Here is a 22161-nt window from a genome sequence, read left to right as displayed (position 1 = left end):
TATTGGTTAAAATTTAGGTACTTAATATGCAAAATCCGCACATTCTGATCGTTGAAGATGAAGCCGTTACCCGTAACACGCTAAGAAGTATTTTCGAGGCAGAAGGGTATGTGGTAACTGAGGCCAATGATGGCGCAGAAATGCATAAGGCTATGCAGGAAAACAAAATTAACCTCGTGGTTATGGACATTAACCTACCAGGTAAAAACGGTCTGTTGTTGGCACGTGAATTACGTGAAATCAACAACATCGGTCTGATCTTCTTAACAGGCCGTGACAACGAAGTCGACAAAATCCTTGGACTTGAAATTGGCGCGGACGATTATATTACCAAGCCGTTCAACCCTCGTGAATTGACGATTCGTGCTCGCAACCTTCTGACTCGTGTTAATAGCGCAGGCAATGAAGTCGAAGAAAAGAGCTCTGTCGAATACTATCGTTTTAACGATTGGAGCCTAGAGATCAACAGCCGTTCTCTCGTCAGCCCACAGGGTGAATCTTACAAACTGCCACGTAGCGAATTCCGCGCCATGCTGCACTTTGTTGAAAACCCAGGCAAAATCTTAACTCGTGCCGATCTACTGATGAAGATGACTGGCCGTGAGTTAAAGCCACACGACCGTACTGTTGACGTGACAATCCGTCGTATTCGTAAGCACTTCGAAAGCTTGCCAGATACGCCAGAAATCATCGCTACCATTCACGGTGAAGGCTACCGTTTCTGCGGTAACTTAGAAGACTAATCTTCAACTTACCGTTTGAACGCCATAAAAAACCAGATCCTAGGATCTGGTTTTTTTATCTCTGCAAAAAAGGTTTTAGCTGTACGAAATAATACCAATCACATTAAATATCTAATCAGTTCAGAGCCTCACAGGCATTTCAATCCAAGGCGCATTGACGCAGAAATGGTCATTCCCTTTTAAGTCAATGCAACACCGGAGTGGGATGTCTGTGTGGCTCCCAAAGGGCGGGTTTCAACGCGCTTTATACTGCGTTTAAGGCTTTCGACAGAGCACCACTATGCCTTTAAGCCTTCGCCTTGTCTAAAGCGCGTTGAATTCCCGCTGAATGAACAGATATTTAATACGATTGGTATAAAGCAAACTGGAAATCCAAATTACAACTCAGTGAACTGGAATATTAAGCGCCAGATAAGTATTGAGTGTGTTGTGATTAAACTAAGCAGCGTACTGTTAAATAAATAGGCTTAACTCAGAATCATACAAAATAAAAAAGAGTGAGGACGTTACCCCACTCTTTTAAAAAACGCCACTCTGACATAAATACCAGTCTGATATAAATGCCAACCTAATGCTGAGTTATTTGCCGCTTTTAAGCTGTCTATCGAGGAAATCCGCCAGCGAGCGGTATAAGTGATTACGCACTTTCTCACCGCGCATCGAATGCTTAGACCCAGGATAATCAATCATCTGGAACAGTTTACCTTCGTCCTGCAACGCCTTATACACGCGAGTACTGTTTTCAAACAACACGTTATCGTCGGCCATGCCGTGGTACATCAACAGCCCCGACTGGTAGTTTTTCACATAGGGGAACACGCTACTGGCTTCGTAACCCTGCTCATTATTCGCGGGATGAGCAAGATAACGCTCGGTGTAGTGAGTGTCGTACAAGCGCCAATCGGTGACGGGCGCGCCCGAAATCGCCGCCTTAAAGTAATCCGGCGCCTTAAACAGGCTCATCAAGGCCATATAACCGCCGTAGCTGTGGCCATAAATCGCCACATTATTGCTATCGACAAAGGGCAAGCTGCGCAGATAATCGACGCCAACCTTTTGATCGTTCACCTCCGCTTCGCCCAAGTGACGATAAATCACTTGCTCAAACTGAGTGCCTCTGTGGGCACTGCCACGGTTATCCAGTTGAAATACCACATAACCTTGCTGCACTAAGTATTGGGTAAAGTAATCCTGCTCACTCCAGCTATTCGTCACTAATTGCGCATGCGGGCCGCCATATACGCGCACCACCACGGGGTACTTTTTGTTCGCATCGAAGGGCACAGGTTTAAAGAGACGCGTTTGTAAGACTTGTCCGTCTTCCGCTTTTAGCTCTTTAAACTCAGGCAGTTGCCACAGGCCTGCATAGTCATACAGAGGATGGCCGGCTTTGACTTGGTTTTGCTCCACCCACGCCAGATGTTGGCCCTTATCACCGTGTAAACTGATCTGTGGTGGCTGAGATAAACTATTGAAATAATCGAGATACACGCTTTGATTATCGGCAAATACCGGATCGTGCATCCCCGCCTCGCGGCTCACACGCTCAACCTTGCCACCCGCTAACGGCACGCGGTAAAGATGCTTTTCGATGGGGGTATCTTTACGGCCAGTGAAATACACCCAACCTGCGGTTTCATCAATATATTCCAGCTCATCGACAGCCCAATTGCCCTCAGTCAGTTGCGTCTTCAGCTTACCTTTTAGGTCAAACAAATACAGATGATTAAAGCCGTCACGCTCCGAGGCCCAAATAAAGGCCGATTGTTGCTTTAAGAAGTGCAGGTCATTGTTAAGATTCACCCAAGCATCGCTACGCTCTTTGACTAAGGTTTTCGGCTTGGTCAGCGATTCTAGCGCCACCAGTTGCAGGTCTAATTTTTGTTGATCGCGGCTCTGCCACTGGAAGGATAAATGCTTGCTATCCGGCAACCAATCGACGCGAGGCAGGTAAATATCCTTATTTTTATCATCGCTTAAGGTGACCCAATTGATGCCTTTATTATTAAGGGTCACAACGCCCAGTTGGATCTCGACATTGTTTTTGCCCGCCGCCGGATAACGCTGCTCGGTAAGCTTAATGCCATCGGCGTAGATTTCATTGCGGGTGACTAACTCAACGCCAGACTCATCGATACGGGTAAAGGCGATGGCCGACTCATCGGGCGCCCACCAGTAACCCGTCATGCGGCTCATTTCTTCCTGCGCCACAAATTCCGCCATGGCATTTTTAATCGCGCCGCCACCGTCAGTGGTCATGGCCTCAAGCTTTTTAGTCGCTAAATTGAGCACATACAAATTTTGATCCCGCACGAAGGATACAAAGTTACCCTTGGGCGATAGGCGCGCATCGGTGGCAAAGCCCTCGCCTATCGGCAGTTGGCTAACGCTGTTATCCGCTAAGGAGAAGTAATACAGATTACCCGAGGCGGGGATCAACAGTGCCTTGCTATCGTCCGCCCAGAAATATTCCATAATGCCGTCGCCATAAATACGTTGGCGCTCGCGGCGGGCCTTTTCTTCATCGGACAGTTCATTGCTCGCCAACTTATCGGCATTCAGCAACAGGCTAGATTCCCCCGTCTTCACATCCATTTGCCAGAGATCGTAAAAGTTCTGGTTGTCTTTACGTCCCGCAAGATAGGTCACCCTTTGGCCATCGGGGGATAACTTTAATCCACGGGGACTCGTACCCGCCAAGGCAGGAGACGCATTCATGCGCTCGATAGTCAGCGGCGTTGTGCCGCCCTCAAGTGCATAGGCGGGGGTAAATATCGCGCTAGAAACCATGGCCAGTTGACTCGCTATCAATAGGGATGAGGCGCCCAATGTCACCGAGCGCAGGGAAGAAGCTAACCCATTTTTAGTCATTATTATTCCTTGGAAGCATATTCGCCCTTGATGGACGATGAAAAACTGCCGCCATTGTGCCAAGGCACAGCCTAAATAAAAAGCGCAGGCAATATACAGATACAAATTAGCTGGCAAACTCCTTAAGTTAGCTCAATTTTCAAGATAACCCACTCAGTCTTGCACAAAGGGATAACCCTCTTGGCTTAAATTGATTAAAACCCACAGCAACATCGCTGAAATTGTCGACTAACTGAGTTATTATTCGCGGCAAATAATGAAATTGACCTCAATGTTGAACCCCTAAAGGACCTAACATGCAGACTCTTGCCCAGCACTTAACCTCAAAGGCAGTGAACGAATCCCTCGCGCAACTGATTTTGACCTTAGCCGACACCTCCAAAGCCATCAGCCATGCCGTGCGTCACGGTGCCTTAGCCGGTGTGTTAGGCGCGACCGAACAGGAAAACGTGCAAGGTGAAACCCAGAAAAAACTGGATATCATCACCAACGATATGCTCAAAGATGCATTAAAAGCCGACGGCACAGTGCGCGGCCTCGCCTCTGAGGAAGAAGATCATGTGGTTGAAGTCAGCGCCAGTGGTCAATATCTGGTATGTTTCGACCCTCTAGATGGTTCATCGAATATCGATATCAACTCACTGGTTGGCACAATTTTCTCCGTTTTACCCGCACCACAGGGTGAGTTAACCGAGGCGAGCTTCCTACAATCTGGCCGCAATCAGTTAGCCGCAGGTTATGTGCTCTACGGCCCATCAACCATGCTCGCCCTCACCACAGGCCAAGGCGTGCAACTCTTTACCCTGCACCCAGAAACCAACGAATTTTTACTGACCAACGCGGCCATGAGCATCAGCCCAGACACCCAAGAGTTCGCCATTAACATGTCGAACCAACGTTTTTGGGAAGCGCCAATGCAGACCTATATCGCCGATTTACTGCTAGGCAAAATTGGCCCGCGCGAAAAATCCTTTAACATGCGTTGGATTGCCGCCATGGTGGGCGACGTACACCGCGTACTTTCTCGCGGCGGTATTTTTACTTACCCAACCGACAATAAAGATCCGAAAAAGCCATACAAGCTGCGTTTAATGTACGAAGCCAACCCAATGGCCTTGTTAGTCGAGCAAGCTGGCGGTAAAGCCTCTACCGGTTATGAAACCATTTTGGATATTCAACCAACGCAAATTCACCAACGCGTTGCGGTTATCCTAGGTAGCGCCAATGAAGTGGACGCTTGCCTAAGCTACCATGGTTCGGATTCTCGTAAATAAAGAGCGCGAAGAACCTGATTTAGACTAAGCCGAATCGCTTAGGTTTTGATTTTTCAGATAAAAGCCACTGACCGCAGTGGTTTTTTTATTGTCGCGGAATGCGACATTTGGGTTTTATGCGGCTTCACCGCTGGAGTCATTGCGGCCTAACGGCCGAGAAGTTTAACGTCGTGGGGCTTCAACCCTCTGCCTGATATTCGTGCTGTTTAGCACAATGCTATATTGATTGCGGCCTAGCGGCCGAGATAAATCAAGATCGTGGGGCTTCACCCCACACCCGACCAAGAGGGGATCAACAGCAATTCCCTCTTGGATCTCCCTTGCCGCCCCTAGCGAAGTTATATGCATTGAATACTGGCTTCGTGCTTATTCGAAAATCGCTAACGCTTCCGATGGGGCGTCCCTTCCCCCCGAAAGCTACGCAGACGTCCTGTCTGCGTCACTCGATTTTCTTCAACGCCCTTCAGCAACTTCGCAGGGGAAGGTGAACTCCTGTCACTACTGTATGGGCTTAAAATTCAGAAAGAATTGTACCAGTCCGATCTTTCATACTTGTTATGGGCACTTTTCGCCATGTCTATCATAGGGATAGGACTGGAGTTCAGTGCAAGTACTACCATAACACTTAACAATAAAGTTTATGCATCGGCCACCACCTTTATACATAAAAGAGAAGTCAGCAATATCTCTATTTTGAGAAATTGAAACTTCTAGATTTTCATTCGGAAGGTTGTGACCATTTAGATATTTAACCACGGTAGCCGTAGCTAGCTCTCGCATTTCAGGCGTCAATTCTTGAGGCTCATTTGAGCACCCAAATATGAGAAATATACTGGAGAGTAAAAGGACGACTCGATTCATAATGTGCCTATAACGCCGCCAACAGCGGCCGAGCGTAGCGAGGTCCAGCCCCATAGGGACGATGCTGCTTGGGCCTTGTTATGTGTTGGGGACTACTTAAAAAAGTCACCTTCATCTATATCAGCCAAGCCGATTTCTTTTAGTGGTATATCAAATGATTCTGCTTGCTGCTGCATTAACGTAATGAAACGATGGAACCCCATCATATAGCCGGTTTTATAATCTTCTTCACTAGTTCCTTTTGCAGCCTTATGTTCGCTTATAGATTCACGCGCATACTCATTTGCAATCGTTCCGAGATCACCTAGATAATTCTTATATTTTTCGTTATCCATAAGACTCATAACAGTGTATTCCCCCCACTTCTAATAAAACCCAACTGTATAGAGTTGGATATTGGAATGATACGAATAAATAATTCAATCATGCCAATAAGTTAGCATCAGCCTCAGTGTGCTATCAACATTTTTCATCCAGAAAAATCGAGACCTTATTAACCTAGAAGCATTTTGGGAAAGATAGGACAGGCACAAATTTTTAGAAAGTCCCTTGTGCTCATTGCCAAATTTGCTATCGCTTCCGAAGATTCCGCTTTACATCCATGTAAAGCACTCCAGTTCGGCAATCCCTACCTCTCGCTCATAAGCTCGAAAATCACCAATTTTCATTTACCCCTTCCCCGAAAGCTACGCAGACGTCCTGTCTGCGTCACTCGATTTTCATCAACGCCCCGCGGCAACTTCGCAGGGGAAGATGAACTTCTGTAGCTACAGTACAAACTATTAATCCCTAAAAATCTGTGCCTGTCACAACTTTTAAAGACAGCTTCATCTTTAAATGCCTAGGGATAACTCTTATGTGATTTCTTCAGACTCATATAGACCTCTTAATTTATTGACCATACTGTCTCAAAATTAAGTGTCCGATGGGATTAGACCAGAACATTATGTGGCTTACCTTGTAACCATATAAGTGTCGACAGAAAGGAACCAGCCCTTTTTAGACATACATTCCACAATGAACGCCAGTTGGACTTCACGACTTGGTATTTTGTTATCAATTAAGCGTTCCTTCGTATCATTTTTACAAAGTGAAAAATCCTTCTCTGCTCCGTCTGTATTTTCGGGAGTCGGAGGTATATCCAGGTTTTTAACCCAATTTGTAATGTATCCAAAATAATCGTAGTTATCCTGATACGAGAAGTTTAATTCAAGTTCTGTTGGCTTAGTAGCTGCGCAACCGCACATTAAAGCTCCTAGTGCAGCGCTGATAATTTTAGCCATTTCTGAATACCACATAACGCCCGCCTTTGCGGCTGGTTTGGAGCGCAGCGGAAAACCAGTCCGACAACATGCGTTTGTTACATGCTTTCTTCAAGACTTTGCCGCCTTTATCAATTTTCCTATTTGATCCATGCCGTCAAATGTTGATGGCAGGCTCCCATCATCAGTTACTATTCCTGAAAATACGATACTCTCGAATTTATCTAAAGACCCTGCATCCTTTTTCTTCATTTCGCTCGAATACTCTGAGTAGTTTTGAATAAATCGACAAAGAGTTTTTCTAAGATCTATCTGCAAAAGCTGTGATTTCACTGACTTATAATTAAACAAAAGAACTCGAAAGTAGTAGATGGAAATTGCAACCAAGGACACTGTTGGGAAAATTGAAACCAAAAGCCCGTCCTTAACAGCAGCAATATTATCTAGGTGCATGTAAACAAAGATCAGCTCTGCAACTATTGGGGATACTATCAGAACCGATAAAACCCGAAGCCAAAACAATATCCCATCTCGCTCTTCTTTCTTTTCAGTAGAAAGCTCATCGAACCCTTGATACAAACCAACAAAATTGAACGCATTTTCATATTTTGACAAGGATTCTTTAAGTGAATTAACCCTAGTTTCTCTTTCCGACAGCTCAGAATCCCAATCATCTCTTAGCTTTTCTGCTTTAGCAGAAACCACATTGAAATTTTTCAGGCTATCTATACCGTCGCTATTGGCTATAGCCTTGAAAATACTAATTGGCATATCACGAATCGCATATTCGATTTGTTCTTTTGCGTTGTGTTCAAATGAATCAACGTTATTAAAAACAAATCGTTTGGCTGCTTCAAACTCCATAGCCAAATCGTTTTTCATGGAAAGGTATAGCTCGAACAGAAAGCGGAAGCACATCGAACAAATATCATCCAGCCTTTCTTTGGATAGTCCTTTTTCTTCATCAGCCAGACGATTAATAAATTGGCCACCAATCCATTGAATGTTTATCTGACAAAGCTCATCCCATTGTTCGGGCTTATTTTCCATTGAACTTATTACTAACCGAATCAGGCTATTCCTTTGTTTTTCAAAATCGTCGGCAGGAGCCAAGCCATCAACCTTGTGTTTGAACTTAGCTAGAACCGTTTTGCTTTGATTCGTATTAAAGAGTTCTGCCATGTGGCTCCCTATTTATGATGCATGTAACGCCCCGCTAAACGGCGAGCGTTAGCGAGTCCGGTGGAGGCCACGCTTTTTGTGGCCGGAACGAATTTGAGCGGCTTGTTATGTGCCGACCGACAACTCAGGATAACTTTCACGCTCGTGCCTTAAAAATACAACATGTTGTAAATGTGGTATCTCATTTGGTTGGGCTTGCTCAGAATCTCGGAACTTAACTACCAAATACTCTTCTTCAATTTTCATTGGTTCAGGAAAATCTGCTATGACCTCTGCGGCAGCCTCCGACAGTATTTCCCATTGCGAATCTTTTGCGATTTCAGAACCAAATACACAGCGCCAACGAATCGCTTGATTAGATAGCTCAATTGATACAGCACGCAATCCGCCGGTGATACAGCCGAGTAATGCCCTTTGAGCGGATAGCTTAATATCTTCGTTCATATTTTTTGCACATAACGCTCGCAGCACAGGCCGAAACCCGCGCAGCGGTTGAGGTCCAGGCCACGCAGTGGCCGATTGTGACTGCGTTTGTTAGGCATTTTTCACCAATGGATTAACTAGATCAAATGATGTTTCTGATAAAACTTCGCCTGAAATTGCTCCCAATATAGCCATTTCGAAACGTTCCTTAAATTCATAAAGCTGCTCTGGGTTAATATTACTTATCTCAAATACATCGTTCTTATTGAAGTGGGCTGATATCAAATTGAGAACTCTTTGCTGAAGATACAAAAGCATATATGCCAGCTCTCTTTCAACAGGTAAATCGGTATTCTGATGTTTAGCAATTTCCAACAAATCAAAATGAAGTGCCCAAAAAGATTTTGAGTCCCACTCACCGTACTCGGTAAGTCGCTCATAAAAAGAGCCTTCCCATCTCGTGTTGCCCGGAATATTTCTCGTAAGTTCGGAATGCATCAATTCTTCCTGAAATGCCTAACAGTGTATTACCCGCACTTCTAATAAAACCCACTCCGTATAGAGTTAGACATGGGAATAAACGAGTAAATAAATTAATCATGACAATAAGTTAGCATCAGTATCAGTGGACTTTCAACATTTTTCATCCAGGAAAATCGAGACCTTATTTACCGAGAAACATTTTGGCGCGGTAAGTAGTATTAGACAAAGTGAAAGAGTAATAATTTCAGTTAATTGCATAAAAACCCAAGCAAAAACCGATACCTTTTTAGGCTCGCTTTAAAGTTAGTTTATAAATTTCCCAGAAAGATGGGACGACAGGCACAAATCTTTAGGACTAACAGCTAACACCAAGGCAACAGAAGTTCACCATCCCCTGCGAAGTTGCGCGGGGCGTTGAAGACTCTTTATTAAATGGATTGCGCGTGACGCAGACAGGACGTCTGCGTAGCTTTCGGGGAAGGGCGAATGAAAATCGGTGATTTTCGCGCTTATGAGCGAGAGGCAGGGACTGCCGAACTAGAGTGCTTTACATGGATGTAAAGCGAGCCATCGGAAGCGTTAGCGATTTTCGAATAAGCATGAAGCCCTGTTTTATAAATAGAGAATCAATGCATGTAACTTCGCTAGGGTGAGTGCTGCATAGCTGCGTTACGAACGAGAGCCATGGATGGCGAACTGGCAGTTAGACATGGACGTTGTTCGGCAAGGACTCTTGTTAACAAAGATCCAAGAGGGAATTGCTGTTGATCCCCTCTTGGTCGACTCTTTATTAAATTATTAAAAAATCAGGGGGTGAAGCCCCACGACTTTGATTCACCTCGGCCGTTAGGCCGCAATCACTAAACTTCTACATAAGGTATGGGTTAAAGACCCACGACTTTAACCGACCTCGGCCGAAGGCCGTATTGCTCTTCTACACGTCAGTGGAAACTGAAACGCCCAACTAACTTGCAACACAAAGATTTTGCTGAATCTTCCAACGACGTTCCATGAGTGGAATCGAGAACCCATAACATACCACCACAATCAAAGGTTGAAGCTGAAAACTCAACTCAGGCCACAACATAAAGGCAGCCACGCAAGCCACAGTGCGCACAATCGCATGTACAATCGCCACCTTTTGCGCCGCTAACACGCCGAAAACCAACCACATTAATCCTGTTTGTACTGCAAGGGCGAAGGGCAAGGCTAAATAGTTTTCCATAAAAAAGGGAATACTGATGCTAAAGGTTAAAAAACTCATCCCCATGGCAGCCAAAAACACTGTCTCAAACCAATTACGATCAGTGCTTTTCTTAAAGGAGATATTTTCACCAGTAAGACGCGAGACTCCCATAGCAAGATAGACAATAGAACCTGTGCCGATAAATGTTGCCATCACCATTTGCGATGCTGGCAGAATAAAACTCAAGATAAACAATAGCGTCCATACAATCATGCCTGATAAGGGCATAGCTAAAGCACGTTTTTGGCGGTATTCGATAAGTTGTTGATCCAGTGATTGATGTTGCATGATTAAGCCTCCTTGTTGGTATGGCTTAAGTATCCCTGCATCCGCTAAATCACGGCAGTGTGAGTTGTCAGCAATTACGGATGACAAATGTCATCAATGGCAAATTTGTTAGGAAAATGAGAAGAAAGAATCTCACAGGCATAACTTTTTTGGGATTAACAGCCAACACCGAAGTTACAAAATACACCATCCCCTCGGAGTTGCCGCAGGGCATTTGTGTTCGTTGCGTGAGCGAGGCATGGAGGCCGAGATAGCTTTCGGACTCTCTGTTTAACATCAAGGGGATGTACCATCGGAAGCGTTAGTGATTTTCGAATAAGCACGAAGCCACTAATCAATGCATGTAACTTCGCTAGGGACACCGGGCCATGTTTTATAAATAAGCCAAAAGGGGAACAGGCGTTTTTCCCCTTTTGGTCGGGTGTGGGTTGAAGCCCCACGACTTTGATTTACCTCGGCCGTAAGGTCGCAAAAACCAAATCAGCTATGCCATATTTAGGGATTAGCCGCATATACCTCACGCCTTTGCGATTGGCCGATAGCGCGGCGTTAACCCAGTATGTTATTGTTTTAGCATCATAGATTCTATTTTTGTGCTTTAACCACTAAGGGTTTACTCCAAATGGAAAAAATATTTGAAAGACTCATGTATGCATCACGCTGGATTATGGCGCCGATCTATTTAGGGCTGAGTCTAGTGCTATTGGGCTTAGGCATTAAATTCTTCCAAGAAATCTTCCATATTCTGCCAATCATTTTTACGATGACCGAAGTTGATCTGGTGCTGGTGACCCTGTCTTTAATTGATATCACCCTCGTGGGCGGCTTGATTGTGATGGTGATGTTTTCTGGCTATGAGAATTTTGTATCGCAGCTGGATGTGGGCGAAGACAGTGAGAAGCTCAGTTGGCTGGGTAAATTAGATTCAGGCTCACTGAAAAACAAAGTGGCGGCGTCGATTGTGGCGATTTCGTCTATTCACTTACTGAAAATCTTTATGGATGTGAAGAACATCGATAACGACAAAATCATGTGGTATCTGTTAATCCACATCACCTTTGTATTATCCGCTTTTGCCATGGGCTATTTGGATAAAATGACCCGCAAATAAGCATGCAATACGGGCGGGAAGTGAACATCAGTTCCCGCCCCTTTCACTCCAGCCTAGGTAAAACCTAGTATTAACTTCGCAGCACCATCAACATTTATAGTTATCAGCCCTTTATAACCTAAAACGACTCAGAGATATTTTCATCTCATTAGCCATTTTCCGTAGTTGATGGCTAGCAGTCGATAATTCTGAAGATTTGATATTGGTGTTTTCTACCGCCTGCGCAATATTTTCCATATTCTGATTAATCGTCCCCGACACAACGGCCAGTTGTTCTGTTGCGCTAGCAAGTTGGTCATTCACATCGGTAATGCTCGACACCGCGGCGTTAATACGCGTTAGTGCCTCATTGGCCCGTTGAGAACAGGCAATTGTCTGTTCTGTTTCGGTTCGGCTTTGCGCCATTGATTGCACAGCGTTGACTGAGTCTTGCTGAATACCTTGAATACGCCTATTAATGTCCTGAGTTGACGCTTGAGAGCGGCTAGCAAGGGTGCGAACTTCATCTGCCACAACCGCAAAACCCCGCCCCATTTCGCCTGCACGTGCCGCTTCTATCGCAGCATTTAAAGCCAATAGATTGGTCTGCTCCGCAATAGCACCAATCACATCGGTGACCGCGCCGATTTCATCACCACGTTTAGATAACTGCCCGATCACATCAGAGACTTGCTCCAGTTTCAGTTTAAGCGCATCAATCGCTGTTATCGTTTGCCCGACGGACATTACCCCATTTTGAGCTTCATTGTCGGCGTCCCTTGTCGCTTTAGCGGCCATAGTCGCGCTGCGAGCCATGTCCTCACAGGTCGAGGTCATTTCATTTACCGCGGTGGCGACTTGGGCAGTTTGATCCATCACATTTTGTAAAATGTGCTGTGTCTGTTGGCTGGTATGATCTAGCGCTTCAGATTGCTCGACCAATTGCTCTGCCATCGACGACTGTTGACCGATAATATTGCGTAATTGCTTGATAAGACCACTTAATGCCGCTAACAGGCTATCGTGATCTCCCGCTTTCAAGCCAAAGTTCACCGAAAAATCCCCTGCTGCGACCTGCTGTACCAGTGCTTTTGTTGTCGCCAGTTCTCCCCCGAGTGCCTGTAATAACCAGCGACGGATAAATAACGACACACCTATGGTCAGCGCCATAATAACCACGACAACTAATCCAACTCGGATAGCCACCGCCCAAAAGGCCTCCTTAACATCATCAATATAAAGACCAGAGCCCAACACCCAACCCCATTTATCATCCTTAGCCACATAAGACAACTTAGCGTAGCGCTCCTCGGTTACTCCCCCACCTTTTATGGGTTTAGGCCATTGGTATTCAACAAAGCCATTGCCATAACGGGTGATCACGTCAACAAAACTGACGAACAAGTTAGCATTATTGAGGGGCTGTTGTTGGCTGCCATCACGGTTACGCATTAAGGTGGCGTGATAAAAGTTGGGCCGATCCAATACGGTACCGTCCAGAGCCGATACCGTTGGATGCATAACCATTTTGGGTATAGGCCGACCGGTATCGTTAATCCAAATATATTCAGCGCCATCATAACGAATGGCCTTAATGGTCGCCATGGCCTGCTGCTGCGCCTGTTCAGTGCTTAACGAACCGCTTTGCTCCAGAGCTTGATAATGTTTAACGACGCTCAGGCCACTATCAATAATCGCCACAACACGATCTTCCCGCCCCTTAATCAAACTCTGGTTAAGGGTATTTAGCTCCATTAGACCCAATACCACAAAGCCCAACAATGCGAGTAACGGAATGCTGAGTAATCGGCCTCCGACTGTCTGCCAAAATCCAGCCATGGTGCCTCCTAATATTCCAAGTGATTCAAGCTTATAAATCAGTATGGTTGAAGTTTCATTTATTTAGCCACTTTTAATTTGATAAAAGTACTCTATGGATTTGTAACAACTCACCTTGGGACTAGCTACTTTTTAGCTCAAATAAAGGCCGTATTTAGGCTGAACAAGCTCAGAGGATTGATTGTTGTCGCAACAACAAAAGGCAAGTAAATAGACCAATATCAATCCTGATTTATTTAACAAAAAAGCCACTTTAATCAGTGGCTTTAGTATTTAAAAAAATGCTTGAGGACGTTAATTCTTGGCTAACTCAAGCTCATGCACTTTTTCGGTTTGATCGACTATGGTCAATACCGCGGTATCGCCCACTACGTTGCAAGAGGTCAGCACCATATCGATGATACGATCCAGCGCCGCCACTATCGCAAAGGCTTCAATCGGCAAGCCCATTTGATGGATTAACACGCCAATCATCACCATACCGCCACCGGGCACACCACCCGCGCCAACCGATAATAAAAAGATACTAAATAACAGCGATGGCAATTGCTCGCTGGTGATTGGCATACCGAAGGCATTGGCAACAAAGAAAATCGCAATGGTGATATAAATCGCCACGCCGCCCATATTCATGGTCGCCCCGAGCGGTACGCCAAAGCCTGCCACAGCGCGGTTAACCCCGAGTTTTTCAGTCAAAGTACGCATAGTCACAGGAATCGTGGCATTGGAGCTGGCGGTAGACAGTGAAAACAGCACTTGTTCCTGCGTCTTCGCCCGAAAGGTCTTGGCCGAAATCGGTGTAAACATACCGACCGCCAACGGATAGACCACAAAAATCCACAACAACAGCAGGGCTAGAATGATCACTATGTACTCAAGCACACTCATAAATACCGCGGCATCTAAGGTAGCGCCTAACTTAAACATCAGCGCAAACACCCCGAAAGGTGCAAGACTCATCACCACAGAAATCAGTTTCATCATGATTTTATTGGCGGTTTGAAAGCCTTGTACCGCACCAGCCACATGCTCGCCGAGGGACTTCATCACTCCACCCAACATCAGCGCCATAAAGATCACTTGTAGCATATTGCCCGACATAAAAGCCGCTACCGGATTACGCGGCACAATATCAATCAACAGCGCCATTAAGCTGGGGAGTTCGGTCGCGGTAATGGCGACACCATCGGTGCTGCTCATATCGACGCCTTTACCTGGGTCGAGCAGTAGCACCACTAACAGAGCGGTCGAGATGGCGACCACAGTATTAATGATGTAAAAGCCGAAGGTTTTGCCGCCAAGGCGCCCAAAGCTTTTTAAGTCCTGCAACTCGCACACACCGCAAACGATACTGACAAATACCAGAGGTACGACCAACATCATGATCATGTTGACGAACATAGTGCCGACGCCGCTAGCCAATTCGACTAAATTGCCTGAAAAAAAGCCAATATCGTTTAAAAAATACTGCACTAAAGTGCCAAGAATAAGTCCCGCAAATAGACCGATAAAGATCCGTGTCGAAAGTGATTTCATCATGCTGATCGTTTTCCCAGATAGCTCATCTTTTGATATTCATCTTCCCTAATGAGCAACATCGCCATTCCCTTTTAAGTTCAGGCGGGGATAGTGAAACATGCTGGCAGTAAATTCAATGAATAAATTTACTTATTTCATTTTCAATTAAGCCAAACTCATCACAAAAATTTTGTATTATTCTGATTTATAACAAAAATAAAATCATCGATTAATAATCACGCTATTAATACATAAGTTAAAAAATCAAAAATTAAACACTATTTAAACCAAATAAACACAATTAATCGATTGATACCGAATAAGACTAGATTTAAAAACTGAATAAATACTTTAAATAGTATTAAAAACTACAGATATCGAACTTAACAGAGAGATGGGGAAGGATAACGACTAACAATATGCCAGTAGCACTAGCTCAAGCCGATGAGACAGCAGGTGCTGCTGTTTAATGCTAATTCGTTGCTGAGTTAACCAACGGCTTAATTGCTGCCAATTTTTTAAGTCGATTGACTGTAAATATTTAGCCTGAGGCGCTTGCTTGGCAAAGTCATCAGCGGAATTAATCTGTGGGATAGCGAGTAACTCGCTGGGCGCAAAAAGCGCTAACTGCGGCACGATACAATGGGTCATGCCCGTTAAGGTATGGGCAATTTGCAGCCCTGCGGGGTCGAGATCGGTAAAGGCAATAATCGGCATTTTACCCGCCATCGCCTTCAAAAACTGCCGCACACCAATGGGGGAATGGTGGCCGCTACCACGGTAAATCACCATAATGCGGCTAAGCTCTTCAGGTAAGCGCGCTTGGGTTATTGCATCGAATATATCTAGGTTTTCAACCACTAAGATGGCGTTAACATCAAGCTCATCGCAATGGCTTTGCGCCTCATCTAAGGGAGTACGTAACGAGGCCCGTGCAGACATTCCCAAGGGCGGCGATTCAAAACCGAGATACTTCAACAAAACATACTCGGCTTCGGGGCGGATGTTCGCCAGCTTTTCATTCTGGCTTTGGGCGGACATGGTGATGCGGTCTAGATTAAAGTCCAGTGCCTGTAAATCCACGCCCTCTTTTGCCAATACGCCTTGGCGCAGCAACTCAAAATCCCTTGGCGCAAAACACAAATATTTTTCCGCACCATCCAGCTCGCCCACTTCTAACTCACGGTAAATCGTTCGCCAATTCGGGCTAAGTTTTACCCTTGAAGAGCGATTAAGATAAACGCTCTCCAAGAGTTGCAACTGCTGTTTACCTAGGCGAGCCATAATTCCACGTCGCGGATAATAAAGTTACCGCTGTAGAGCGGATGGGGTTCGCCTAAAGGTTCTAACTCGAAATAGGCTTTATGCTCATCGGGTAAGCCGTCGTAGCCGCCAATCACTTGATAAATCCAGCTTTCAGCATCCCATGGCAGGGCTTTTTCGGCTAAGTAGTCGAGCGCCGACTGACGTAAGCCAGACTCAATCACATCAACAAAATAGGCATCTACGGCTTGCTTGAGTGGATTATCAGGAATATCAAAGTCTTCACTCTGAGTAAGCGACACGCTCACATCCTGCTCACGTACAGTTTCGACTATGCCCTGACGACTAATCGCCTTGATATGAGCGACAATATTCATCAGCTCAAACTCTTGGCTGGCGTTATGCACATCCACAGACGCTGGGGCCAACAGCACTTCGGCGCGATTGAAAAGGCTTGGGATTTCCTTGTGGGACACATGGTCCGCAGGGCGATAATCCGGATGCAAATCGGTGTACAGTAACCAGCCCTTAAGTAAGCGCGTACGACCGCGAATTTGCCTAAAGCGGCCAAGGAGTTCCAGCAACCTGCCCTGCACCACACTGAGCTCCTGGGCGCAGTCACTCATGGTTTCCTGCAAGGTGGTCACCAGCAACTTACGCAGCTCACGGATATCACCGGCGATTTCGCCTAATTCGCTAAACTGGAACATCTCCAAACCATTGAGTAATTCAGATACTTGGCTCTGGGCGAGTTCGTTTTCACGGATCTTAGCGTTAATGGTGCCGACATAACCGAACTCGTTATTGATCCGCCCCCACAACACCCGGATGGAATAGCGCAAACTGTCGGCAAAGCTATATACATGCTCACTTAAATCAGACAGATACGCCTCGGCAGCACTGTAATCAGAGCTGTGACGCGCCTCTTTATAATGGTCGGCCAAGGTTTTAATGGTGGCGAGCGCCGAGCCGACGTTGGAGTCGATTTGGCGATTGCGCTCATCACTTAAGCCCTCTTCGAGCAAGGCGCGTACCGAGCGTTTAAGGCGCAGCTCTTGATCTGGCTCTGGGCGCCATAAAATCCCAGCCTGTTTGAGTTTTTCAACCACGGCGGGATCATGGGCATCTTCATTGAGCGAGCCCGCTAAATAGGCGTCCATAATGATGTCAGCATGGCGGCCTAACTGCTTGAGTAGCTTAACCCCAGCCTGATGTAAGTTACTGCTCATCACGGCCTCCTTGGTTGATGCTGTGCGTTATCATCCAAGGCATCATAGCAAATCCCGCTGGGTCGCCGTTTCCGCCTGCGCCTCAAGGCTTAAGCCTTCAGTTTCGTCGATAAAGCGGATCACTTCGTACAGATAATCCAGCTTGCCCGTCGCGATATAAATTTGTTTTTCAACGTTAGGGCGCACCAGATAGCCAAGCTCCACTAAGCGTTTGAACACTAACTTAATTTGCGCATCGCTATTGGTACTGGTTGAGCCGAATAAACGGTATTGGCTGAGTTTGGCCAACTGCTCACGAAATGCAGGGGTATCTTCAATTCGGCTTTGCAGCTCGGTTAACCGTACTGGCGCACCTTCGCTTAAGGGCGCATCTTGGCCGCTGGCTTCCTGCACTAATACCAGCCACTCCACCATAGGAATAAGTGCCTGACAAATATCCTTAAACTGCGATGAAATCACCTTGCGCTCGCTCTCGCCTAACTGCAAATAACCGCAGAAAAACACGTCACCCTCGGCGGCCGAGGCCACGGTGCGGTTGATTTGATTCAGATAAGCCTCGACCCGCTCGCGGGTGCTGTTATTTTTCAATGCGCGCCAGCCATCTTCATTGGTGGTGCGGCAAATAAATTCGCCCTTGAGCAAGAGTTCGATAATAGCGCCCGTGCCGACTAAGACGGTTTGGTTTGACTCATTCATGGCACTCATTAGATGGCCTCCTTGCTCAGGCGTTTACTCAACAAATCGGCAATCGGATTGGCCTTGGGCTTCACCACCTGCAACTTCTTAGTTTGTTTATTAATAATGTAACGGTGCTCAAACAGGTTCAGCACTTCTGACTCTGGGTTCGGGAAGGCGCCTAACACGCAGATATTGTTGTTACCACAGGCATCGAAGATCTTCTTCACGTTGGTGTGGTGCAGCGTACCCAGCTCGTCAATAGGCCAGTGAATGGTCACATCGGCACGACCACGTAACAAACGCGTAAATGCCAACAGGAACTTACATAAAATCAGGTAAGCCATGCCGTGGCTGGATGATTCGTTCAGCTGTCTGTCGGTGCGGATAATCAAATCGCTATTGCCCTCTTTGAGGCGCAGCTCGATTTCAAGCAGCTTAGAAATGCCGCCAGTTAAGGCCGCGCGGCCAATAATATCCAAGGCGCGGCGCATGCTGTTGGTGTATTCCTCATCGGGCAGACCATTAAAGCCATCGGCTTTCCAATTTTTGAAGGCTTTAACAAACTGCTCAAGCTCGGGCCAAAACTCTAATTCGCTGATCTTAGAACGAATACGAACCGCAGATTCCGATACGCCATCGAGGAATAACTCCTCGCCCACTTCGCGGGTAATGCGCGCACTTTGCGAAGCGATACGGCGGTCGATATCGGCCAGCACATCGTAAAAGGCGGTTAAATCGACACCGAAGATCCGCCCCTGCTCACGCAGCGCCATAATGGATTGCGGCACAATCACATTGAGTAGCTGTTCAAGCTGCGGCACAAGCTTGCGGTAATCCAACAGGCGAATACCTTTGTCGTTGATAAAACTCGACTCTTCGCGGGCACGCTCCCAGGTTTCGGCTAAACCTGAGCCTGACTTGCTGGCAATAACAGAGTCAAAATGCTCCACATATTGCTTAACCGAGCCCATCAAATAATCGCGTTTTAGCAGTAAATCTTCGCCCTGACGCAAACGCTCGCCGAGGCTACCTTGGGCCTCTTCATTGTTGGCGGGCAGTTTCAGCTCCGCCAACTTACGCATCACGGCGCGCAGTTTAGTTAAGTTTTCAGAGGCTTCAATCTGCGCCGCATCCGAGGCCTTACGCTCGGTCTCGAGTTGTTGGCGGCGGGTTTTCACCTCTTGGGTCTTGGCTTTAAGCTGCTGGTCGATTTCCGAGGCGGCGCGTTTAACGTCACTTAACTGGGTTTGCAGCTTGGGCTTACGAATAAGCCAAGTGTGTTGATACCAATCGTCAAAGCGCAATACTTCGCTGCGACGCTGCTCGGCGCGGCTGATTTTGGTTTCAAGCTCACGGATTTGTTGCTTGAGTTTAAGGATATTGTCCTCATCCACACCGCGGGATTTAAGCTCGTTTTTGTACCAGGTTTCACAGGCTTTTTGCTCGGCCTTAGCGCTTTCGCGGCGGGCGTCGATAGTGGCCTTGATTTGCCCGAGTTGATTGTCGAGCGCGCCAATAACTTCCTGCCAGTAGGCTTGTTTTTCCATGCGCGCTTCGAGCGCCTGCTCTTTTTGCTCTTCGAGCCAGAGCTGATGTTGATGCTTAAGCTGCTTTAACTCGCCATCGAGCTGAGTTAAGCGTTGCTGGGCAAAGGCTTTACGCTCGGCCAGCGCCTTGTTGATTTTATCCTGCTCACCGCGTTTTTCATCGAACAGACGACGTAAATCATCGCGGCTATTCTTGTAAGCCGTGCGGGCAAAGGTCAGTTCGCGGCTGAGTTTATCCAGCTCGCCGTTAATCGCCACCAGCTGTGATTCGGCCTCGGCCTGCAATTCCTGCGCGCTTTGCAGCGCTTCTTCGGCCTTGCTTAAACGAATACGTAGCTCCTGCTCGGAGGCGGCATATTCAGGCACATCAATGGCTTTAAGATCTAAATGCACCCCAAACACAGTGTCGCTCTCGCCCATCACACTTGGGTGCAAATCGGTGCGATGCAGTAACTCTGGCGCAATCACTTTACCCAGACTTTGCTCCCAACCTTGGGCTTCCTTACGCAGGAACTCAAGTAAAGTATGGGACTGCGGGAACAGCATATGGTGCAGTTCATCGAGCGCAGTTTGGCGCTCGTTAACCCGCAGGCTGGCGATACGCAGTGCTTCGTTGGCTTGGTCGCGTTTGGCGCGTAATTTACGCTCCTCGCCCGTTAAGCGCTCAACCTTGGCATTGCAGCTTTCTTGCTCTTCGTCGGCGCGGTGAATCCGCTCGTCGAAAATAGCTAGGCTTAACTTTTCTTCCTCGGTGTAGGTTACGCCATCGACACGTAACTTAAGCTCGGCGGCATTGAGTTTAAATTGGTATTCCTGCTCGCTAAAGCTCGCCTTGCCCGCATCCATTTGGCTGCGCCATTGGGCTTCGAGGGCATCGAGGTCGGCTCTTGCCACTTCACGCTGTTTGTCGCGCGCTTCGCGCTGCTTGTCATGTTCGGCGTGCAAACCTTCAAGCTCGCGGTTTAACTGCTCACCAATTTTGCTGCGGCGAGCATTGTAAGCCGCTTCAATATCTTGGTGATTTTCGGTTTGTAACTTGTGGCGCTCGCTTAAGTTTTCCATGTCAGCGCGCCAGTTTGGCAGCATATCCAGGTCGGCCTTGGCTTGCTCGATATTGGCATCTAAAAAGGCGCCGTGCTGATCTTCAATCGCATCTAGTTCGTACTCGCACTTGGCTACGTCACCCTTGGCGGCGGATAAGTCGAGGTTAAGCTCATCGCGCACTTCTTTCCATTCGTCGTCCAGCATCCGAAGCTTTAAATTCAGCTCCTTAGACAGAGTTTGTTGGATCTCTAACCGATCGGCCTCTAGGCTTTCGTCGTTGCGATAACCTCGGGACAGGCTCGAGAGGCGCATCTCGGCGCTGAGCAGTTGGTTAAATTCCTGCTCGAGCTTTTCAAACTCGGGGCGGATCACTTCAAAGCCTTGGATTAACTGGCTCTCGCGGATCCATGCCTCGACGCGCTGTGGGTTTAAGCGCGAGCTAGGTGGATTTACCCCGTCTTCTTCCAAAATGGCGGCGATCATCGATTTGACCGTTTCCATTTTGCCTTCTTTGGAGTGCACCGCTTTAGCGAGTTTCTCGATATGGCGCAGTGAATGCTCGCCTTCACACAGGGCAAATTGGCGCGCATAGGCCCGCAGTTCGCTGCGGTTGCTACCCGTACTCAACAGGGTGCGATCGTTTTGAATAATCGCGCGGTATTCGCGGGTGTTGAGCAAGTTGGTGGTAGTTACGCCTTGGCGTTTTAAATCACGGCCAAGTTCCGCCATGTTGTGACATAAAATAGTGTCACCATTTTGCGATTTAATATAATCACTTAACTCAAAGCCCTTGGCGATAAAGCGGTAGTTCACGCCTTTACCATCACCCGCCGACGCCAGCACGGCTTGGTAGAGCAAGCCATCGGCCTTTTGGTATTCGTAAATGATGTAGCTTGAATCGTGTGGCAAGTACCAACGCTCGAAACTATCGCGGGTTGAAGGCACCACGCGGCTAGGATATTCGCCATAAAATACCGGCACTAAACGTTGTAGCGTGGTTTTACCCGAGGCGTTAGTACCACAAATATTGGTATGGCCATTAAGGGCGAGTTCCACAACGCCCGGAAGGTGCGTATCAATCAGCACAATACGAATCAAGCTTGGCATTTCATTCCTTATCCAAACGGGAGCACCTTATGTAAAAGCGAACGATAAGGTCATCCAAAAGCGGCATCGAACTTCAAACATGGTGATGTTAAAAATCGTGGCCTTAAAATTAAGCCCCTAAAATAAGGCAATCGTCGAGCCTTGGCAATTAAGCACCTAGGGCTGAATGCGTTAGCTCACATCAAACGGCCAAGGATACGCCAATTCGCCCCA

Annotated in this window: 17 protein-coding genes; 4 read left to right on the top strand and 13 right to left on the bottom strand. The window is 46.9% G+C overall.

Annotated elements, in window-relative coordinates; all coding sequences use genetic code 11:
* The first annotated feature begins 26 nt into the window (after positions 1 to 26).
* Both arcA and KXJ80_RS22415 read left to right on the top strand, forming a co-directional pair.
* Entirely contained in the window at positions 27 to 743 is a 717-nt protein-coding gene (gene arcA / locus KXJ80_RS05785; RefSeq protein WP_007644695.1) for a two-component system response regulator ArcA, read from the top strand.
* A gap of 213 nt (positions 744 to 956) precedes the next feature.
* Positions 957 to 1208 carry a hypothetical protein gene (locus KXJ80_RS22415; protein WP_310795090.1) on the top strand — a complete coding sequence of 84 codons (252 nt, stop codon included), beginning with the start codon at positions 957 to 959 and terminating at the stop codon, positions 1206 to 1208.
* A 114-nt stretch (positions 1209 to 1322) separates the two neighbouring features.
* On the opposite strand, the gene KXJ80_RS05780 is transcribed toward KXJ80_RS22415, so the two are convergent.
* On the bottom strand, positions 1323 to 3614 hold the full coding sequence (locus tag KXJ80_RS05780) for a S9 family peptidase (protein ID WP_259474578.1): 2292 nt from the start codon (positions 3612 to 3614) through the stop codon (positions 1323 to 1325).
* A 296-nt stretch (positions 3615 to 3910) separates the two neighbouring features.
* Between KXJ80_RS05780 and KXJ80_RS05775 the strand changes: the two genes are divergently transcribed.
* The gene (locus KXJ80_RS05775) at positions 3911 to 4888 is read left to right on the top strand and encodes a class 1 fructose-bisphosphatase (RefSeq protein ID WP_259474577.1); all 978 of its coding nucleotides are present in this window, start codon (positions 3911 to 3913) and stop codon (positions 4886 to 4888) included.
* A gap of 953 nt (positions 4889 to 5841) precedes the next feature.
* Here KXJ80_RS05775 and KXJ80_RS05770 read toward each other — a convergent pair.
* From KXJ80_RS05770 to KXJ80_RS05745, 6 genes are all read right to left on the bottom strand, one after another.
* Positions 5842 to 6084 (bottom strand): hypothetical protein, encoded by a 243-nt coding sequence (locus KXJ80_RS05770; protein ID WP_259474576.1) that lies wholly within the window; start codon positions 6082 to 6084, stop codon positions 5842 to 5844.
* 618 nt (positions 6085 to 6702) lie between these two features.
* The gene (locus KXJ80_RS05765) at positions 6703 to 7047 is read right to left on the bottom strand and encodes a hypothetical protein (protein WP_047534971.1); all 345 of its coding nucleotides are present in this window, start codon (positions 7045 to 7047) and stop codon (positions 6703 to 6705) included.
* Positions 7048 to 7122: 75 nt separating this feature from the next.
* The gene (locus KXJ80_RS05760) at positions 7123 to 8193 is read right to left on the bottom strand and encodes a hypothetical protein (protein WP_259474575.1); all 1071 of its coding nucleotides are present in this window, start codon (positions 8191 to 8193) and stop codon (positions 7123 to 7125) included.
* Positions 8194 to 8298: 105 nt separating this feature from the next.
* Positions 8299 to 8637 carry a MafI2 family immunity protein gene (locus tag KXJ80_RS05755; RefSeq protein WP_240292973.1) on the bottom strand — a complete coding sequence of 113 codons (339 nt, stop codon included), beginning with the start codon at positions 8635 to 8637 and terminating at the stop codon, positions 8299 to 8301.
* A 90-nt stretch (positions 8638 to 8727) separates the two neighbouring features.
* On the bottom strand, positions 8728 to 9114 hold the full coding sequence (locus KXJ80_RS05750) for an Imm41 family immunity protein (protein WP_047532948.1): 387 nt from the start codon (positions 9112 to 9114) through the stop codon (positions 8728 to 8730).
* A 949-nt stretch (positions 9115 to 10063) separates the two neighbouring features.
* Positions 10064 to 10633 (bottom strand): DUF7010 family protein, encoded by a 570-nt coding sequence (locus KXJ80_RS05745; protein ID WP_037421948.1) that lies wholly within the window; start codon positions 10631 to 10633, stop codon positions 10064 to 10066.
* A gap of 622 nt (positions 10634 to 11255) precedes the next feature.
* Here KXJ80_RS05745 and KXJ80_RS05740 point away from each other — a divergent pair.
* Positions 11256 to 11744: a TIGR00645 family protein gene (locus KXJ80_RS05740; RefSeq protein ID WP_037429841.1), complete on the top strand. Its 489-nt coding sequence runs from the start codon at positions 11256 to 11258 to the stop codon at positions 11742 to 11744.
* A 111-nt stretch (positions 11745 to 11855) separates the two neighbouring features.
* Here KXJ80_RS05740 and KXJ80_RS05735 read toward each other — a convergent pair whose 3' ends face one another.
* The 6 genes from KXJ80_RS05735 to KXJ80_RS05710 form a co-directional block, all read right to left on the bottom strand.
* Entirely contained in the window at positions 11856 to 13562 is a 1707-nt protein-coding gene (locus tag KXJ80_RS05735) for a methyl-accepting chemotaxis protein (protein WP_069454263.1), read from the bottom strand.
* A 294-nt stretch (positions 13563 to 13856) separates the two neighbouring features.
* Entirely contained in the window at positions 13857 to 15101 is a 1245-nt protein-coding gene (locus KXJ80_RS05730) for a dicarboxylate/amino acid:cation symporter (protein ID WP_069454262.1), read from the bottom strand.
* Positions 15102 to 15491: 390 nt separating this feature from the next.
* Positions 15492 to 16364 carry a DUF7281 domain-containing protein gene (locus KXJ80_RS05725; protein WP_259474574.1) on the bottom strand — a complete coding sequence of 291 codons (873 nt, stop codon included), beginning with the start codon at positions 16362 to 16364 and terminating at the stop codon, positions 15492 to 15494.
* Positions 16352 to 17572, bottom strand: coding sequence for a hypothetical protein (locus KXJ80_RS05720; protein WP_037429838.1), 1221 nt, complete (start codon positions 17570 to 17572; stop codon positions 16352 to 16354). Before KXJ80_RS05720 ends, KXJ80_RS05725 begins: the two co-directional genes overlap by 13 nt.
* A gap of 42 nt (positions 17573 to 17614) precedes the next feature.
* The gene (locus KXJ80_RS05715; RefSeq protein WP_037422308.1) at positions 17615 to 18268 is read right to left on the bottom strand and encodes a condensin complex protein MksE; all 654 of its coding nucleotides are present in this window, start codon (positions 18266 to 18268) and stop codon (positions 17615 to 17617) included.
* A gap of 8 nt (positions 18269 to 18276) precedes the next feature.
* Positions 18277 to 21948: an ATP-binding protein gene (locus KXJ80_RS05710; RefSeq protein ID WP_259474573.1), complete on the bottom strand. Its 3672-nt coding sequence runs from the start codon at positions 21946 to 21948 to the stop codon at positions 18277 to 18279.
* Positions 21949 to 22161 lie beyond the last annotated feature (213 nt).

The sequence above is a fragment of the Shewanella xiamenensis genome, assembly GCF_024971755.1.
Lineage (GTDB): Bacteria > Pseudomonadota > Gammaproteobacteria > Enterobacterales > Shewanellaceae > Shewanella > Shewanella xiamenensis.
Note: the sequence above shows the minus strand (reverse complement) of the source record. Positions and strands in the feature narration are given on the sequence as shown.

Bases quoted from the DNA above. Each gene is read 5' to 3' on its own strand.
- arcA (WP_007644695.1), top strand. From the start codon at position 27: ATGCAAAATCCGCACATTCTGATCGTTGAAGATGAAGCCGTTACCCGT.
- KXJ80_RS05780 (WP_259474578.1), bottom strand. From the start codon at position 3,614: ATGACTAAAAATGGGTTAGCTTCTTCCCTGCGCTCGGTGACATTGGGC.
- KXJ80_RS05775 (WP_259474577.1), top strand. From the start codon at position 3,911: ATGCAGACTCTTGCCCAGCACTTAACCTCAAAGGCAGTGAACGAATCC.
- KXJ80_RS05770 (WP_259474576.1), bottom strand. From the start codon at position 6,084: ATGGATAACGAAAAATATAAGAATTATCTAGGTGATCTCGGAACGATT.
- KXJ80_RS05765 (WP_047534971.1), bottom strand. From the start codon at position 7,047: ATGTGGTATTCAGAAATGGCTAAAATTATCAGCGCTGCACTAGGAGCT.
- KXJ80_RS05760 (WP_259474575.1), bottom strand. From the start codon at position 8,193: ATGGCAGAACTCTTTAATACGAATCAAAGCAAAACGGTTCTAGCTAAG.
- KXJ80_RS05755 (WP_240292973.1), bottom strand. From the start codon at position 8,637: ATGAACGAAGATATTAAGCTATCCGCTCAAAGGGCATTACTCGGCTGT.
- KXJ80_RS05750 (WP_047532948.1), bottom strand. From the start codon at position 9,114: ATGCATTCCGAACTTACGAGAAATATTCCGGGCAACACGAGATGGGAA.
- KXJ80_RS05745 (WP_037421948.1), bottom strand. From the start codon at position 10,633: ATGCAACATCAATCACTGGATCAACAACTTATCGAATACCGCCAAAAA.
- KXJ80_RS05740 (WP_037429841.1), top strand. From the start codon at position 11,256: ATGGAAAAAATATTTGAAAGACTCATGTATGCATCACGCTGGATTATG.
- KXJ80_RS05735 (WP_069454263.1), bottom strand. From the start codon at position 13,562: ATGGCTGGATTTTGGCAGACAGTCGGAGGCCGATTACTCAGCATTCCG.
- KXJ80_RS05730 (WP_069454262.1), bottom strand. From the start codon at position 15,101: ATGATGAAATCACTTTCGACACGGATCTTTATCGGTCTATTTGCGGGA.
- KXJ80_RS05725 (WP_259474574.1), bottom strand. From the start codon at position 16,364: ATGGCTCGCCTAGGTAAACAGCAGTTGCAACTCTTGGAGAGCGTTTAT.
- KXJ80_RS05720 (WP_037429838.1), bottom strand. From the start codon at position 17,572: ATGAGCAGTAACTTACATCAGGCTGGGGTTAAGCTACTCAAGCAGTTA.
- KXJ80_RS05715 (WP_037422308.1), bottom strand. From the start codon at position 18,268: ATGAATGAGTCAAACCAAACCGTCTTAGTCGGCACGGGCGCTATTATC.
- KXJ80_RS05710 (WP_259474573.1), bottom strand. From the start codon at position 21,948: ATGCCAAGCTTGATTCGTATTGTGCTGATTGATACGCACCTTCCGGGC.